This window comes from Collinsella sp. AF14-35 (assembly GCF_003464565.1).
In the GTDB taxonomy this organism is placed as follows: domain Bacteria; phylum Actinomycetota; class Coriobacteriia; order Coriobacteriales; family Coriobacteriaceae; genus Collinsella.
The window spans coordinates 14,771-30,178 of the sequence record NZ_QRZD01000004.1 but is presented as its reverse complement, the minus strand read 5'-3'; the positions used below and the strand labels follow the sequence as shown (position 1 = coordinate 30,178).

The following is a 15,408-nucleotide window of genomic DNA, read 5'->3' as shown; positions in this document are numbered from 1 at the left end:
CGTTCGGCTAACTGCGGGTACGACCTATTTGCCCAATGTGTTCGGTTGAGATCGGAAATTAACCATCATGCGCCCCATAACGCTAGTCCAGCTTGGTGCCCGGTACCTGCGGCGCCTCTTTAATCAGCGCATTAAGTTCGTTCAAAATGGAAACGGGCTGTCGGTCGACGGCGTCCAGATGAAGCGTCGCCACGCGAAGGGGCGGCTGATATTCAAATGAGCCGAGGAGCACGGGCGATCCCAAGAACCGTTCGATTTCGTCTGCAACCGCGTCGGTCTCTTCGGGATCAAGCTCGTCAAAGAGCGCCACGAACATCGGTCCGGTCGAGCGGAACAGACGACCCTTGCCGCGCGAGCAATCCATGAGGCAGGCGGCGCTTTCTGCCAAAACGCGGTCGCCTGCATCAAAGCCAAAGCGGGCATTGACCTGTGCGATTTCGTCGATTTTAATGGCGATCAAGTCCGCGTTTCGTGCCACGCGACGCATCTCGCCAATGGCGTTGACCAGGGCGTGGATATCGCCCAGACCGGTCACGGAATCGGTCGTATCTGCCAAGCTTCGGTTGGTGACAATGCCCACATACATGTTGGGCTCGGTATCGGTGCCGTCCAGGCGGTAACCCGTGCAGTCGCAAAGCGCGTATTTTCCGGCGGTATTCATGACGCGATACTGCATGCAGTGGAAGTGCCACGTGCCGTTTACCACCATATCGAGCTCGGCACGTACGTTGTCGCGGTCCTCGGGGTGAACACGGGCAAGCCATATATCGAGCGAGTTGTAGGGATGCTGGGAGGGTAGGTCAAAATCGCGCACGGCATTAACCGACCATTGCGATTCGCCGGTGTCGAGGTTAATGATGAACGGATAGCGTGTCTCGGAGCTCATGGAGATCGCTTGGAACACTCGGTCGTTGCAGGGGGGGGGTTGTTCGGTGACCGGGCGTTGCGGCGCATCGCCTTCTTCCGGTTGTTGCACACGGTACATGAGCTTGTAGCGATACATTTTGCGGTCGGCGTCCTTTGTCATCTGGCGACGCGTATCGCCTGCAAGCGGGTCGACGCGCGAGCAGCCAAAACTAAAGCTGGCGATCATGGGCGCCTTGCCGTCCGATGTTGCCTCGATAAGATTGGCACGCGTCCGCTCCAGGCGCTGCTCGAGCTCGGCTTCGTCTGTCGTGGGGGATATAAGTACAAATTCGTCTCCACCGATACGGAACAGCAGCTCATCGTGCTCCATTGTCTCGGTGAGTGCGCGGCAGATGCTCAGAATGTAGCGATTGCCCTCGGCGTGGCCAAACTTATCGTTGCAATGCTTAAGGCGGTCGATATCGATATAGGCGCAGGTGAAGGGGGTGCCTTTGCGCCAGAGCTGATCGACATGGCGGTCGAGTCCGCCACGGTTGCCAAGATTGGTGAGCGAGTCGATATAGGCGCCGTGCTCAAGCAGCTCGCGTTCTTGTTGCAGGATGGCGAGCGTTTTCTGCAGTTGCTCACCAATGGCACGCAACTCCGGGGGCAGCGCGGCAACATCGAGCTCGGTGGTTGAGGCCCCGTTCGCAAGTCGCTGAAGATGAGCGATGATTGATTGCTCGCCCAGGCGATACGACTCGTTCATGATGGATGACCTCCTTGGATGGAACAATGGTTTGTATCTTACTCCCAATTTGGTTTAGATTGGGGTATTAGTTAGCTCATGGGAACAAACGCTCCCTCGACGGTGGCGTTTGCGCACGAGCGTATTAGTTGCTGTCGCCACCGTCGAGCAGTGCCTCAAAATCCTCCGCCTGCATGGGACGGTAGTAGAGGAAGCCCTGAGCGTAGCGGGCGCCCATTTGGCGTAGCATGTTTGCCTGCTCATTTGTCTCGATGCCTTCGACCACAACGGGCAGATGGAGCGACTGCGCCATCTCGAGCATTGAAGAAATGATTTGCACGCTGCGGCCTTGATCGCCGTCGACGGGCACAAACGTGCGGTCGAGCTTGATGACGTCGACGTTGACGTTCTTGAGCATCGCGAGCGTGGACTGGCCGGTGCCAAAATCGTCCATGTAGGTCGAGAAGCCGCGGTTGTGCAGGTCGGCCGTCAGCTTATCCACAGCTTCGGACTCTCCCGTATAAGCCGTCTCGGTGATCTCGATGCGCATGAGCTCGGGCGGCAGGTTGTATTGGGCGGCGAGTGCCCCCATATGTTCGGCGACGTCGCAGGCAAGGATATCCACGCGCGACACATTGAGCGAGATCGGAACCACGCGCAGCCCTCGATCGATGCGCTCACGCAGCCACGAGGCGACGCCCTGCCAAACGTATTTGTCGAGCGTCACCACAAAACCGCTTTCCTCGAGAGCGGGGATAAAGGTGGCAGGTGAAATGAGGGAGCCGTCCTTGTCAATCCAGCGCGTGAGTGCCTCGGCGCCAATGATCTCGCCGGTTTCCATGTCGACCTGGGGCTGCAAGTAGTAGGTAATGCGGCCGTTTGAGAGCGCATACTGGAATTCGGTCAGCGTGCGGTGGAACGCGATTTCGTGCTCGTATTCCTCGGGGCGGAAAATGGCAATGCGCTCCTTAAAGTCGTTTTTTGCGCGCCGATTGGTAAACATTGCCTTGGCCTGCGCATCGATGGTGATTTCTTCGTTGGAGTCGATGGGGTAAACGCCCATGGACGGCCAGAAGCCCACGCCGTCATCGTGCTTGGCCACGGCTTCGCGAACACGGCTATAGATTTGATGGACGGCGACGTGCTCAAAGGGGATGAGTACGCAAAAATCGTCTTGGCCCCAGTACCCTGCGACGCCCATGTCGGCATTCTCGATGTCCTTGAGAACCGTGCCCACATCGGCGAGCATGCGGTCGCCCTCGGCCTGTCCGTGCCATTCGTTGAACAGCCGCATGTGTCCCATATCGACGGTGGCGATACACCAGGCGCCGTTGCGCCTTGTCTCAAGAAATTCGTTGGCGCGGCGCATAAACTCGCTGGGTCGATAGAGACCCGTGAGCGGATCGATGCGTTCGGCGATGGCGCTTTTGCGCTCCACCTCGGGTATGGGGAGGCTGTCGTTGGGAACAAGCCCGCCGGCCGTGCGAATGCGACGGTCGAGTTCGCCTAAAACGGCGGCCGTTTGATTGGTCAGGTGCTCGTAAAAGGCCGGAACGACAAGACAGACGGGGGTAATAGTGTCGCCCGCGATTCGAACGGGAGCGAAAACGGCCTCTTTGAGATGTTGGATCAGTTGCTCGAATGCTTCGTGATCCAAATTGTTGCTAAGCACGACGAACTGGGCGTTGCGTGAACGGAAGACGCGACTCCTGCCGCGAGTAATCGACAGCATGCGGCCTGCGTATTCGGCGAGCATGTTGTCGACGGCCTCGGCCCCGTAGAGCTCGTTGAGCTTTGCCGTGCCGCGAACGCGCACTGCTATAAGCCCCGTCTCGCAACGGTCGCGACGGCAGGCATCGATAGCGTTGATCAGCGTGCGCTGCGTTCCGAGACCCGTGGCGGCGTCGACGGTCTCGGCAAGCGAGTGGTTGACGAGCTCGCCGACGTAGAGCGAGGGGGTATTTCCGTCGCTGTCGATACGAAACCCGCGAGCGCGGCCGAGGATGTAGTCGCCGGCGGCATTGCGCACGCGGTACTGCATGACGTGACGATGTTTGGAGCCGTCATAGATTTGGTCGATGTCGTTGGTATAGGCCTCAAGGTCATCGGGATGGACACGCGTTTTCCAATAATCGTGACAGTTGTCTATATGCTCCGAAGGAAGACCAAGATCGCGCAAGGCGCCTTGTGACCAAAGGGTTCGATGTTTGTCCAAGTTCTCGATAAAGAAATATCGGCCTTCGTTGAGCATCGAAAGGGCGTCGAAAACGCGATCGCTTATTTCAAAGTCGTCGGTGTGGGCTTGTGCGATATTGCGTCGATCAAGGTGCACGGCATGGCGCAGCTTATAGTCGTACATGCGATGGTCGGCATCGTTCGTCAAGCGATTGGGGGCTTCGCCCAGGGCGGGGTCGGCGTGCGACACTCCGTAGCTAAACGAGTGAGGCATCTCGGCATCGTTGTTTTTGAGCAGGACCGTCCGGCAGTGTTCCAGACGCTCGGCGAGGTCGTCCTCGGTCGCGATCGTAGACAGGATGGCAAACTCGTCGCCTCCCAGGCGAAATGCCGCCTCGTCCACCTTCATATACAGCTTGAGATAGAGGCTCACCTGTAAGATATAGCGGTTGCCCTCGTCATGGCCAAAGATGTCGTTGCAGTGCTTAAGGTTATCGATGTCGATAAACGCCATGGTTACGGGCAATTCCTGTTCCCAGAGCTCCTCTAAGGAACGGGTGAAACCGCCGCGGTTGCCCAGTCCGGTGAGCTGGTCGGTAAAGGCAGTCCTGATCAGATCGTCCTGACGCTCGAGAAGGTCACGGATGGTCTTTTCGAGCGTCTCGGTGTAATTGCTGGCGATATCCATGCTGTAAGCGGCTTCCTGAGGTCGGGGTGTATTGCGTCGGGCGAGCTCGTTGTACACACGCGTTGCTGCTCAACGCTTTGCGTGTATCCAGGCCCCCGCCTTGCTGCGTCGCTGGTTTAATATGTCGGTCCGTGTTCGCTGCTGATAACTATTGAGTAGTATAAACAACAATAGAGGATTGTATATGGGTGCCCCTGCCGCGGGCGGCCATTATTCGCCAAACGGTAACGCGACGATGTTCGATGAAAATGCGACTGAGGCGATATATGTTGACGGGTATACTTGTTTCGTTTTAAAACGCAGGAACGGAGATGGTCGCATGGCACAGTCAAATCTGACGCGCACGGTGGGGCTTGCGCTCGAGGGAGGCGGCTACCGCGGTATGTATACGGCGGGCGTGCTCGACGTATGGATGGAGCGTGGCTTGACCTGCGACCATATGGTGGGCGTCTCGGCGGGCGCGGCGTTTGGCTACAACTTTAAATCGCGCCAGATCGGCCGTGCCATTCGCTACAACAAGGCCTATTGCGCCGACAAGCGCTATGCGAGCGTGACGAGCTGGCTGCGAACCGGCGACATGTTCAATGCCGAGTTTGCCTATCACGAGGTTCCCATCGAGCGCGATCCCATCGACCTGGAGGCTTATCGTGCCTGCCCCATGCGGTTTACCTGCGTGTGCACCGATCTTAAGACGGGGCGGGCCGTCTACCATGACCTGCCTTACGGTGATGAGCATGATATCGAGTGGATCCGGGCGTCGTCGGCGATTCCCGTGGCAACACGACCCGTTGCCATTGAGGGGCACAAGTACCTGGATGGCGGCGTTGCCGATTCCATTCCCAGCGCATGGCTGTTTGCGCAGGGCTATGACCGCAACGTGGTGGTGCTGACGCAGCCGGCGGGCTTTGTAAAGCAGCCCAATAGCGTGATGCCTATGCTGCGTCGCGTGTATCGTCACTATCCGGAGTTTGTTGCGGCGCTTGAGCACCGGCACGAGGTATATAACGCCACGCTCGACGACCTGGCGCGTCGCGAGGCCGCTGGCGAGATCTTTGTGGTGCGGCCGAGCGAATCGGTGAAGGTGCCGTCGCTGTGCCGCGAGCCCGAGGAACTCGAACGCATCTATCAGATCGGCCGTCGCGATGCGGAGGCGACGCTGCCCGCGCTGGAAGCGTATCTGGCGGGGTAAGGGCTGCTACGGAAAGCGCATCCCGGAATATGCGCTCAGACTGGGATGCGGTTTCCGCGAGGGGGCGGTCGCGGAAACCGCATCCCAAAATTTGCGCTTGGAATGGGATGCGTTTTCCGCTGGCCCTCTATATGGAAAGCGCATCCCAGAATGGACGTCCAAACTGGGATGCGCTTTCCGCTGTTGAAGATATAGGGCTGCGGAGCAGCTGCTCGGCATGAGTCTATGCCTGCTGCCAGGTATCGACGAGCTCCTTGGCTGCGGCGTAGGGGTCGTCGGCACTGCAGACGGCGCTCACCACAAAGAAGCCGTCGACGCCGGTAGTCTTGAGCTGCGGCAGATCGGCCGTTTTGACGCCGCCGCCCACCACGATGGGCACGGGGCTTGCTGCATGGAGGGCAGCCAGGTCCTCAAAGCTCTTGGTGATGATGGAGCCGTCGGCCGCACGTCCGCAGTCGCGCTTGGTTTCGGTCTCGTGGAGCGGGCCTACGCCCAGGTAATCGACCAGGCTCATGTCGGCGGTCTTGACGTACTCGAGCATCTCCTCGCAGCGGGCGGAAAGGCCCACGATGGCATCGGGACCCAGCAGCTTGCGGCAGACCTCGACGGGGATATCGCTCTGGCCCACGTGCACGCCGTCGACGGCGATGCCCTGCTCGCGTGCGGCAAGTACGCAGTCAAGGCGGTCGTCGATCAGCAGCGCGACCTGCCCGGTTTTGCCGGCCTGGGCGATGGCCTGCGCGGCATCGCCCGTCAGTGCGATGATCTCGCGGGCGCTTGCCACCTTGGAACGCACTTGGATGCAGGTAAAGCCGGCGTCGAGCGCCTGAGCCACCACATCGCCCACGGGTCGCCCGAGGGTGTTTTCGGGGCCGAGTACCAGATAGGCAGAGATATCAAGGTTGTCGCGGATGCTCATCGTGCTTCCTCCTGCTTTTTGATCTGAGCTTCCATGCGCTCGAGTTTGCCGGTCATGGTATCGGTAAAACCGGGGCGAATATCGGCTTTGAGCACGACTTCGGTACGGATACCTTTGCTCGCCAACACAAAGGTTGCGTCGCGCACGACCTGCATGACCTCGTCCCAGTCGCCCTCGATCTCGGTGAACATCGAGGTGGTGCGGTTAGGAAGGCCACTCTCGCGAATGACGCGCACGACCTCGGCGACCTCGGCGGATAGCTCGTCACCGGTGCCGCACGGGGCGATGGCCACGGCGACCAGGGTGTTCATGCCGGCATTGGTTGCGGGCTCGGACATGCCTTATGCCTCCTCGAGCTCGAGTTGGTTGTCGGCAATGTCCCGGGCGGTTGCGCGGTAGAGCTCGTCGATAAAGGCGACCTTAAAGCTTGCCGGGGCATCGGCAACGGCGGCGGCACGCGTACCGGCAACGTTGTATACGGCGGTGCCGCAGATGGCCGCCGTAAACGGGTCGGTGGCGCAGGCGTACACGGCCAACACGCCGCCCTGCGAGCAACCGCAGCCGGTGATCTTGGACATGAGCGGGCTGCCGCCGTGGGACTTGGCCACGGTCGTGCCGTCGGTAATCAGGTCGACTTCGCCCGAGACCACTACGGCGCCGCCGGTGTAGCGGGCGAGCGCCGCGGCGGCATCGCGGGCGGCGTCAACCGTATCGGTGGTGTCGACGCCGCGCACGCGGCTCAGATCGGCCGCTTCGCCCTCAAGTCCCCATAGGCCGGCGAGCGCAATGATCTCGGAGGCGTTGCCGCGCACGATGGCGGGCTTGTACTGCTTGAGTTCGCCTACCAGCTGGGTGCGCAGGCTGCCGATGCCCAGGCCCACCGGATCGAGCACCCAGGGCTTGCCGGCGTCGTGTGCCGCCTTGGCCGCGCGGGGAATCGTCTGCTCGTAGATGGGGAAGAGCGTTCCCATGTTCAGATAGATGGCGCCGCCGCCGGCAACGAGCGCCTCGCCCTCGTCGGGCAGATAGACCATGGCGGCCGAACCGCCCACGGCGAGCTGCGCGTTGGCGACAAAGTCAATCGTCACCGTGTTGGTGATGGAGCCGGCCATGGGATTGGTGGCGCGAATCTTCTCCACGGCCTTGACCACATTTTGCTTAAGCTGTTCCGAATCGATCACTGCACATGCCTCCTTGGCATAGAAAAGGGGCGCTGTGCATAGACAGCGCCCCTAAAAAGGCGGCATGCTCCCTACGCCAGCATTAACTGACAGGTTCAAAGGATTGGGCCCTATGCCCTCTCAGCCTTGTGGTTTGCACCGCCGGCACTCCCGCATCGAATCTGTTGTTCCCTATACTAGCGCACCTGCCAATAAGGGACAGGTTTATTTTGGCAGGTAACAACTGGGGCTTTGCGTTTTCCCAGATAAAACCTGCCAATATAAACCTGTCTCTTTTTGGCAGGTCGGTACAATAGACGGGATTAAGAATGACCGAGGGGGCCTTATGATTAAACTTGTGCTGACCGATATGGACGATACGCTGATTCCAGCCGGGCATGACGGCGCCAGCGACTACGCCATCGAGGGCATTCATGCCATGCAGGCGGCGGGTCTGCACTTTGGCCCGGTTTCGGGTCGCCAGCCCTCCGCGATGGGCTGGATGTTCCGCAATCGCGCCGAGTGCTTCTCGACCGGCGCGTTCTGCAACGGCCAGGTCATGTTTGTGGACGGCGAGGTGGTAGCCTCGCATGCGACCGACAACGCCGCCCTGATGCGCTTGGCTGACTACTTGGAGCAAGAGACCGACGATACGTATCTGAAGGTCTACGGCCTGGGTGACGACTTTTGGGATAACGATGCCTATTGCGTGACGAGCGACCCCGAGCGCGTGCGCCGCGCCATGGAGTCGGGCGGCAACGCATGGCTCAAGGGCGAAGAGGCCCCGTGCCGTCCTGTCGTCGATGACGCGTCGGTGTTCAAGGCGAATATCTGGAGTGCTCGTTCGCGTGAGGAGCTCGCGGAGCTACGCGAGCGCGTTGCCGCTGAGGTGCCGGAACTCTCGCTTGTGTTTCCCAACAATCGTGTGCGCCTGTTCGACATTCTTCCAGCAGGTTGGGACAAGGGTTGCGCTGCGCTGGAGCTGGCGCGCGCTTTGGACCTGACGTCCGACGAGGTGGCCGTATTTGGCGATTCCGATAACGACCTGCCCATGATCGGTGCCGTCCCCAACTCCGTTGCAGTCGCCAATGCCAACGAGGCCGTCACGGCTGCCGCGCGCTGGCATATCGGCGCTGCGGCAGACGATGCGGTTGCCGGGGCTCTGCATCAGATTGCCGCCTGCGCCGCGACGGGGGAGATGCCGTCGTTTATGCGTCAGATGAGCACGACGGGTTTCGACGTCACGAACGTCTAGGGAGAAAGCCATGAAGCTTCAGCAGCTCAGGTATGTCGTCAAAGTTGCCGAATGCGGCAGCATCACCGAGGCCTCGCGCCGGCTCTTTGTGTCGCAGCCTTCGATTACCGCGTCGATTCGCGATCTCGAAAACGAGATGGGTGTGCACATCTTTGAGCGCACCAACAAGGGCGTCATTGTGTCCGAGGAAGGCGAGACCTTCTTAGGCTACGCGCGCCAGGTGCTCGACCAGGCGGATCTGCTCGAAGGCAAGTACAAGGGCGAGTCCGAGCAGGTGCCGCACTTTAGTGTGAGCTGCCAGCATTATTCCTTTGCCGTTAACGCGTTTGTTGACGTGATCCGCGAGTTCGATGCCGCACGTTACGACTTCACCCTGCGCGAGGAGCAGACTCACGAGATTATCGAGGACGTCGCGCATATGAAAAGCGAACTGGGCATCCTGTACTTATCCGAGCATAACCGCGAGGTTATCGAGCGCATGCTGGCGGCCAACGAGCTCGTATTCGAGGGGCTTTTCTGCGCCACGCCGCATGTCTTCGTCTGTGCCGACCATCCGCTGGCGGCCCGCTCCAGCGTGACGCTCGAGGACTTGGAAGACTACCCGTTCCTGTCCTACGAGCAGGGCAGTTACAACTCGTTTTACTATTCCGAGGAGCTGACCTCGACGTTTGAGCGTCGCAAGAATATCCGCGTGCGCGACCGTGCGACGCTGTTCAATTTGGCCATGGGCCTCAACGGCTACACGGTATGCTCGGGCGTGATCAGCCACGAGCTCAACGGCCCCGGCATTATCTCGATTCCGCTCGATGTGGATGAGTACATGGAGATCGGCATCATCACGCGCAAGAACACGACGCTTACGCGCTACGGTCAAGCCTATATCGACGCGATCCGTCAGCATATCTAGACTGCTGCGTCCTGCACAGGTCAAATCTCTTCATGGCAGTCCCAACTGATATAGGAAGCATCTATATCAAACTGTTATAAACGTATATTTTACGATGGCTATATGAGCGCTCATACTCTGTTCCAGTAAAGCAACCAATGCAAAGGGAGATATCTATGAGCACTTCAATTCAACCGAACGCGCCGTTTCGCGCTGATATCGTCGGCAGCTTTCTTCGTCCGCAGGCCGTAAAGGATGCCCGCGCTGCCTATGCGGCAGGCGCGCTTGATGCCGAGGGGCTTAAGGCCGTCGAGGATGAGGCTATTCGCGACCTGGTGGACAAGCAAAAGGCCGCTGGCCTGCAGGTGATTACCGATGGCGAGTTTCGTCGCAGTTACTGGCACCTCGACTTTATGTGGGGGCTCAACGGCATTGAACGCCGCACCTCGCGTACGGGCTATATGTTCCACGACGAGGAGACCACGGCTGACACCGCCGTGGTGACCGGCCCCATCAGCGGCGAGAACCACCCCTTCGTCGAGCACTTTAAGTTTGTCAAGGCGCTCGAGGGGGATGGCCACGTTGCACGCCAGACCATTCCGGCGCCGATCCAGACGTTCTCGGAGGTTACGCTCGACCGCTGCGATGGCCAGCAGGAGAGCCTGCGCGCTGTCTATAAGACCGATGAGGAACTTGCCGACGCAATTGCAGCCGCTTATCGCACGGTGATCGCCGACCTGTACGCAGCGGGTTGCCGCAACATCCAGTTTGATGACTGCACCTGGGGCATCTATTGCGATACCGACTTTGTGTCCAAGACTGGCATGAGCCCGGTTGACCTGCAAAAGGTGAGCGAGCTGGGCGTGGCGCTCAACAACGCCGCCATCGAGGGCAAGCCCGACGACCTCGTCATTAACACGCACGTGTGCCGCGGCAACTACCACTCTACCTATGCTTTCGAGGGCGGCTATGACCCCATCGCGCCGTACCTGTTTGCACATGAGGATGTCGACGCATTCTACCTGGAGTTCGATACGCCGCGCGCCGGCGGTTTTGAGCCGCTCGGCTACGTTGCCCCGGGCAAGAAGGTCGTGCTGGGCTTGGTGACCACCAAGGCCGCAGAGCTCGAGGACGAGGACGTTATCGTTGAGCGCATCCGCGAAGCCGCAAAGTACGTGCCGCTCGAGAACCTGTATCTGTCTCCCCAGTGCGGCTTTGCCAGCTGCGAGATTGGCAACAAGCTGACCGAGGACGAGCAGTGGGCAAAGATCGCCCTGGTCAAACGCATCGCCGAGCGCATCTGGAAGTAGTGCTGCCGTTCGCAGGGGCGTCGTGGTCGGAGCGGCATGCATCGCGTACAATGGTTCGGATCGTATCGTTCGGGCAGGTAATCCGATATGCCCGGGCGCCCTTCCATTATGAAAGGACATCCATGTCCCAATCCTCGACGCCCGCCGTCGCCGATGCCATCTACGATGCGTCGTCGCTCGGTCGCCCGCGCATGTTCCTACTCGGTCTGCAGCATCTATTCGCGATGTTCGGTGCCACGGTGCTCGTACCCGTGCTCACCGGTCTCTCGGTGTCGGCGACCCTTTTGTTTGCCGGCCTGGGCACGCTGCTCTTCCACTTCCTATCGCGCGGCAAGGTGCCAGCGTTTTTGGGATCTTCGTTTGCCTTTATCGCGGGCTATGCCGCCATCGCGCCCAACGGCGAGGCCGAGCTTTTGCCCTACGCCTGCCTAGGTGTAGCCTGTGCCGGCCTGCTCTATCCGGTGCTGGCGGCCCTGTTTCGCGCGTTTGGTGCCAAGCGCGTTATGCGCTTCTTCCCGCCGGTAGTGACTGGCCCCATCGTCATTTCCATCGGCCTGATCTTGGCAAGCTCTGCCATCGCCAACTGCCAGACCAATTGGCTTGTTGCCGTTGTCGCTGTGGCGGTGATCGTCATCTGCAACATCTGGGGCCGTGGCATGGTCAAGATCGTGCCGATTCTGCTGGGCGTTGTGGTGAGCTATGCCGTTGCGACTGCGCTCGGCGAGGTTGATTTCTCGGGCGTTGCCGCCGCTCCGTGGGTCGGTCTGCCCATCGTGTGGGACAACACCGTGTTTGCACTCTTTGGGCCGCAGTTCGATAGCGGTCTTGCCATGACGGCCATCATCACCATTATGCCGCTGGCATTTGCGACCATGATCGAGCATGTCGGTGATATCTCGGCTATCGGCTCCACCTGCGAGCGTAACTACATCGCCGATCCTGGCCTGCATCGCACGCTGCTTGGCGACGGCCTGGCGACCATTCTCGCATCGCTCTTTGGCGCTCCGGCTAACACCACCTATGGCGAGAACACCGGTGTGCTTGCCCTAACGCGTGTGTTTGACCCGCGCGTGATTCGCATTGCCGCATGTTGTGCCATTGTGCTCTCGTTCTGCCCCAAGTTCGCGGCTGTCATTGCGGCCATGCCGGCGTGTGTAATCGGCGGTGTGTCGCTCGTGCTCTATGGCATGATCAGCGCCGTGGGCGTTCGCAACCTCATCGAGAACCAGGTCGATTTCCAAAATAACCGCAACGTGCTGGTGGCCGCCCTGGTGCTCGTGCTTTCGCTCGGCATTGCGTACAGCACCGCCGGCGCCATCGTGCTGGAATTGGGCGGCGTGACGATTTCGCTTTCCGGTCTTGCCGTGGGCTCGCTGGTGGGCATTGTGCTCAACGCCATCCTGCCGGGTAACGACTTTGAGTTTGATGTCTCCGAGCTTGAGGAGGCTGCTGAGTAGCAGCTGTGTTCAGCTAAAACAAGATATGGTGCCCATGCGTATATGCGCGTGGACACCATTTTTAATGCGTCAGTATCCAGTGGATGCCGCGGGCCATGCGCAAGTCGGTCTGGGAAAAGTGATTGCCGGGGTTGAGCTCCAGCGTCGTGGGAATACCACGTTCGCCGAGCAGCTTTTCCATTGCGCGCGTGTCGTCGAGCACATGCCGCATCATGCGGTTGGGCGTCTTGGTCTCTTTTTTGCCGAGCGACAGATAGACGGCTTGCGGGCTGCCGGCAAAAGGGGCCGTGCTGGCACGGTCGACAAAGTCGGGAAACCATAGCGACCCCGATGCGCTCGCGGCGCGGTCAAAGGCGTCGGTTTGCCAGAGGGACCAGAGTGCGAAGAGGCCCGCGAGCGAGTAACCGGCAATGCCGCGCCAGGTGGGCGGCTGAGGAAGCGACGACTCGACCTGGGGGATTATCTGATTCAGCAGCTCATCAAGAAAATCGGCAGCTTGGCCGCCGAAAGGCTCGGCATCGCGTACGGTCCCGTCGCATGCCCAGGGGCTCAGCTCGCGATTCCAATCGAGCCCGCCAATGGTGACGAGGGCGAATGGCGGACAGTCGAGCTCTCGGCAGCGTTCATAAACCTCCGTGCCGTCGCCCATGACCACGGGAAGATAGATGACTGGTGCGCTTTCGGCATGCTGTGCATGAACGGTTATCTGCTTTTGATGCGCTTCCATGACGGGCTTCTCTCGGCGTTGTGATATCGACGGCCCCCATTGTCGCACGCCGGCTCATGCAGGTTGGGCTAGACCAAAGACAATCTCGTGCATACCCTGCGGACACATATGGAAAACGCCACCGCCGGAGGGGAGCTCGGCGGTGGCGTTGTTAAACGGTGCTGGGGCTCGGGGCCTTCGCGGGAGCTGCCATGTGCGCAGAGGCGTCTAAGAGCGCTTACGGCTCGCCATGGTGCCTGCGGCGATAGCGGCTGTTCCCGCAAGGACGGTTGCCACGATGGCCGCACCCGAGGTGTCGCCGGTTGCCGCGAGCACGCCGGTAGTCTTGGCTTTCGTGGTTGAAGCCGCAACGGCCTTGGTCGGCTTTGAGCCCTCAGGCTTGGGGTTTTGCTTGGTCTCGTCGGGCTTGGGGTCTTCCGGCTTGGCTACCTCGGGAGGTGCGATGGTCGTGCTTTTGGCGACTGCTTTGATATAGAGGGAGTCGACCGTGGCGTCGCCCGTGCCGATGGCTTGGCCTGCCTCGTAGATGCCGTCACGGAGCTTGTGATAGTCAATGACCTTGCCGCCTTCGGGCGTCTGGATGGCGGCGTTCTCAATCTTGATGGTGCCGATTGTCTTGCCGTCAGCGCTCATGGCACGGGCAAAGATTGCCGCTGTATATCCTTCGGCCGTTACCTTGCTGCGGGTGATCGAGATGACTGCGGGTGTGACGCCCTCGCTGGTCTGGGCGATGATGCCGATGTTCTCGCCTTGGGGTTCGCGCCTCGTCTCGCCATCTTGGTTTTCGCTGTAGGGGATGGGGCCGTCGCCGTTCTCGACATAGCGGGCTATGGCCTTGACAACGGAGTCGCTGATGTAGATGTGGCCACCCTTCTCGTTGGGTCGATCGTTTCTGGTGGAGAATGCAGCCGAAACCTCGCCTTCCGCAGACGCGTCCACGGTGGAGCCGTTCTTGACGACGATGTCGTCCTGGTAGGTGAAGAGGGCGATGGCGCCACCGTATCTGCCTTTACCTGCACGGACCGTCACGTTTGCATGATCGAGGGTGATGCCCTTGTGGGCATAGACGCCATATTCAACACCGTTTACGTTGAGGGAGGCGTTTGTGGCTGCGAGGCTGCCCTTGGCCTCGACGGCAGCGTCTTTCTCGGAGCTTGCCTTGACCTGGCTGCCGTCCGAGATGTTGATATTGCCGCCGCTCCAAAGGGCCTCACCATCAGCTGAGCTTGCCTCGACCGTCCCGCCACCCTTGATGGTGAGGTTCTTGTCGGTTCCAATACCCTTGTCCTCGGTAGCCCTGGCGGTGACGGCTCCGCTGTCGTCAATCGTGATATTGCCGTTTGCCCTGATGCCATCCGATGCACCCGTGGCGTTGACGTTGCCCGAACCTTTGATAGCGAGATCACCCCCGGCATTGATGGCATCAAACCCAGTGCTCGTGGCGTTGACGGATCCGGCTCCGTCGATGTTGATATTACCCGTGGAGAGGATAGCGTCCTCAGTAGATGTCACGCTGAGCGTGCTGCCCGCGTCGCCTTGGATATTGAGCTCGGCATTCTCGTTAGTGCCATGAGAAACGTTGATGCTTTCGATCCATTCGGCAGTGACGATGTTGGTTCCTGAGTAATTCACGTTGAGCTTGCCTGCGGCCTGGATCTCGCCGCCGTTATAGTTGTTGAGCTTCAAGTCGTCGGCGCCGTCCCACGACCAGGTACCGGCTTCGTCGCTCGCCGCGGTGTTGTACTTGTTGCCGCCGACCTTGACCCATTCCGCTGCGAGCGAGACGCTCGGCATGAGCAGCGAGCTCACCGTGAGCGCGCATACGGCTCCCACGACGATGCGGCGCGTCACGCGGCGCCAGCTGCCGTGCGCGAGTCTTATGCGACGGCGAACGTCGGGTTCGGCAACATGGGTTCCGGCGGTAGTGTCATTGCGTTTGGGGGTCGTGAACAAGGCTGCCATGGTTGCTCCCGTTCTCATAGGGCCTATACGACTAGATTCAGCGTATCTGCTGGATGTTGCCGGCGGTAGTGCCGTTTGGAGGGCAA

12 protein-coding genes and 1 riboswitch are annotated in these 15,408 nt (G+C 60.0%); of the genes, 5 read left to right on the top strand and 7 right to left on the bottom strand.

Translation table 11 applies throughout. The features are described 5' to 3' along the window. Positions 1–82: 82 nt before the first annotated feature. Complete coding sequence (locus DWW12_RS02305; protein ID WP_117854777.1) at positions 83–1,615, bottom strand: diguanylate cyclase domain-containing protein; 1,533 nt, start codon at positions 1,613–1,615, stop codon at positions 83–85. Between the two features lie 124 nt (positions 1,616–1,739). After that, the gene (locus DWW12_RS02300) at positions 1,740–4,457 is read right to left on the bottom strand and encodes an EAL domain-containing protein (RefSeq protein WP_117854775.1); all 2,718 of its coding nucleotides are present in this window, start codon (positions 4,455–4,457) and stop codon (positions 1,740–1,742) included. A gap of 319 nt (positions 4,458–4,776) precedes the next feature. On the opposite strand from DWW12_RS02300, the gene DWW12_RS02295 reads away from it, so the two are divergent. Next, on the top strand, positions 4,777–5,646 hold the full coding sequence (locus tag DWW12_RS02295) for a patatin family protein (protein ID WP_117854773.1): 870 nt from the start codon (positions 4,777–4,779) through the stop codon (positions 5,644–5,646). A gap of 223 nt (positions 5,647–5,869) precedes the next feature. On the opposite strand, the gene DWW12_RS02290 is transcribed toward DWW12_RS02295, so the two are convergent. The 3 genes from DWW12_RS02290 to thiM are packed head-to-tail and all read right to left on the bottom strand — an operon-like array spanning position 5,870 to position 7,746. Then, a complete protein-coding gene (locus tag DWW12_RS02290) occupies positions 5,870–6,565 on the bottom strand; it encodes a thiamine phosphate synthase (RefSeq protein WP_117736476.1) in 696 nt (231 codons plus the stop codon). Next, complete coding sequence (locus tag DWW12_RS02285; RefSeq protein ID WP_225093307.1) at positions 6,562–6,903, bottom strand: thiamine-binding protein; 342 nt, start codon at positions 6,901–6,903, stop codon at positions 6,562–6,564. The genes DWW12_RS02290 and DWW12_RS02285 overlap by 4 nt, the downstream gene beginning before the upstream one ends. A gap of 3 nt (positions 6,904–6,906) precedes the next feature. Then, positions 6,907–7,746 (bottom strand): hydroxyethylthiazole kinase, encoded by an 840-nt coding sequence (gene thiM, locus DWW12_RS02280; RefSeq protein ID WP_117736475.1) that lies wholly within the window; start codon positions 7,744–7,746, stop codon positions 6,907–6,909. Between the two features lie 51 nt (positions 7,747–7,797). Further along, a riboswitch (TPP riboswitch) is annotated at positions 7,798–7,908 on the bottom strand. 163 nt (positions 7,909–8,071) lie between these two features. Between thiM and DWW12_RS02275 the strand changes: the two genes are divergently transcribed. From DWW12_RS02275 to DWW12_RS02260, 4 genes are all read left to right on the top strand, one after another. Further along, complete coding sequence (locus DWW12_RS02275; protein ID WP_117854772.1) at positions 8,072–8,980, top strand: HAD-IIB family hydrolase; 909 nt, start codon at positions 8,072–8,074, stop codon at positions 8,978–8,980. Between the two features lie 10 nt (positions 8,981–8,990). Continuing rightward, a complete protein-coding gene (locus DWW12_RS02270; RefSeq protein WP_117736473.1) occupies positions 8,991–9,887 on the top strand; it encodes a LysR family transcriptional regulator in 897 nt (298 codons plus the stop codon). Positions 9,888–10,042: 155 nt separating this feature from the next. Beyond that, positions 10,043–11,176, top strand: coding sequence for a 5-methyltetrahydropteroyltriglutamate--homocysteine S-methyltransferase (locus tag DWW12_RS02265; RefSeq protein ID WP_233544206.1), 1,134 nt, complete (start codon positions 10,043–10,045; stop codon positions 11,174–11,176). A gap of 122 nt (positions 11,177–11,298) precedes the next feature. After that, the gene (locus tag DWW12_RS02260; RefSeq protein ID WP_117736471.1) at positions 11,299–12,633 is read left to right on the top strand and encodes a uracil-xanthine permease family protein; all 1,335 of its coding nucleotides are present in this window, start codon (positions 11,299–11,301) and stop codon (positions 12,631–12,633) included. A 61-nt stretch (positions 12,634–12,694) separates the two neighbouring features. Here the strand turns inward: DWW12_RS02260 and DWW12_RS02255 are convergent, their stop codons facing one another. Further along, a complete protein-coding gene (locus DWW12_RS02255) occupies positions 12,695–13,360 on the bottom strand; it encodes an alpha/beta hydrolase (protein WP_117736470.1) in 666 nt (221 codons plus the stop codon). Positions 13,361–13,567: 207 nt separating this feature from the next. Further along, positions 13,568–15,322, bottom strand: coding sequence for a hypothetical protein (locus tag DWW12_RS02250; RefSeq protein WP_158555291.1), 1,755 nt, complete (start codon positions 15,320–15,322; stop codon positions 13,568–13,570). Between the last annotated feature and the right edge of the window lie 86 nt (positions 15,323–15,408).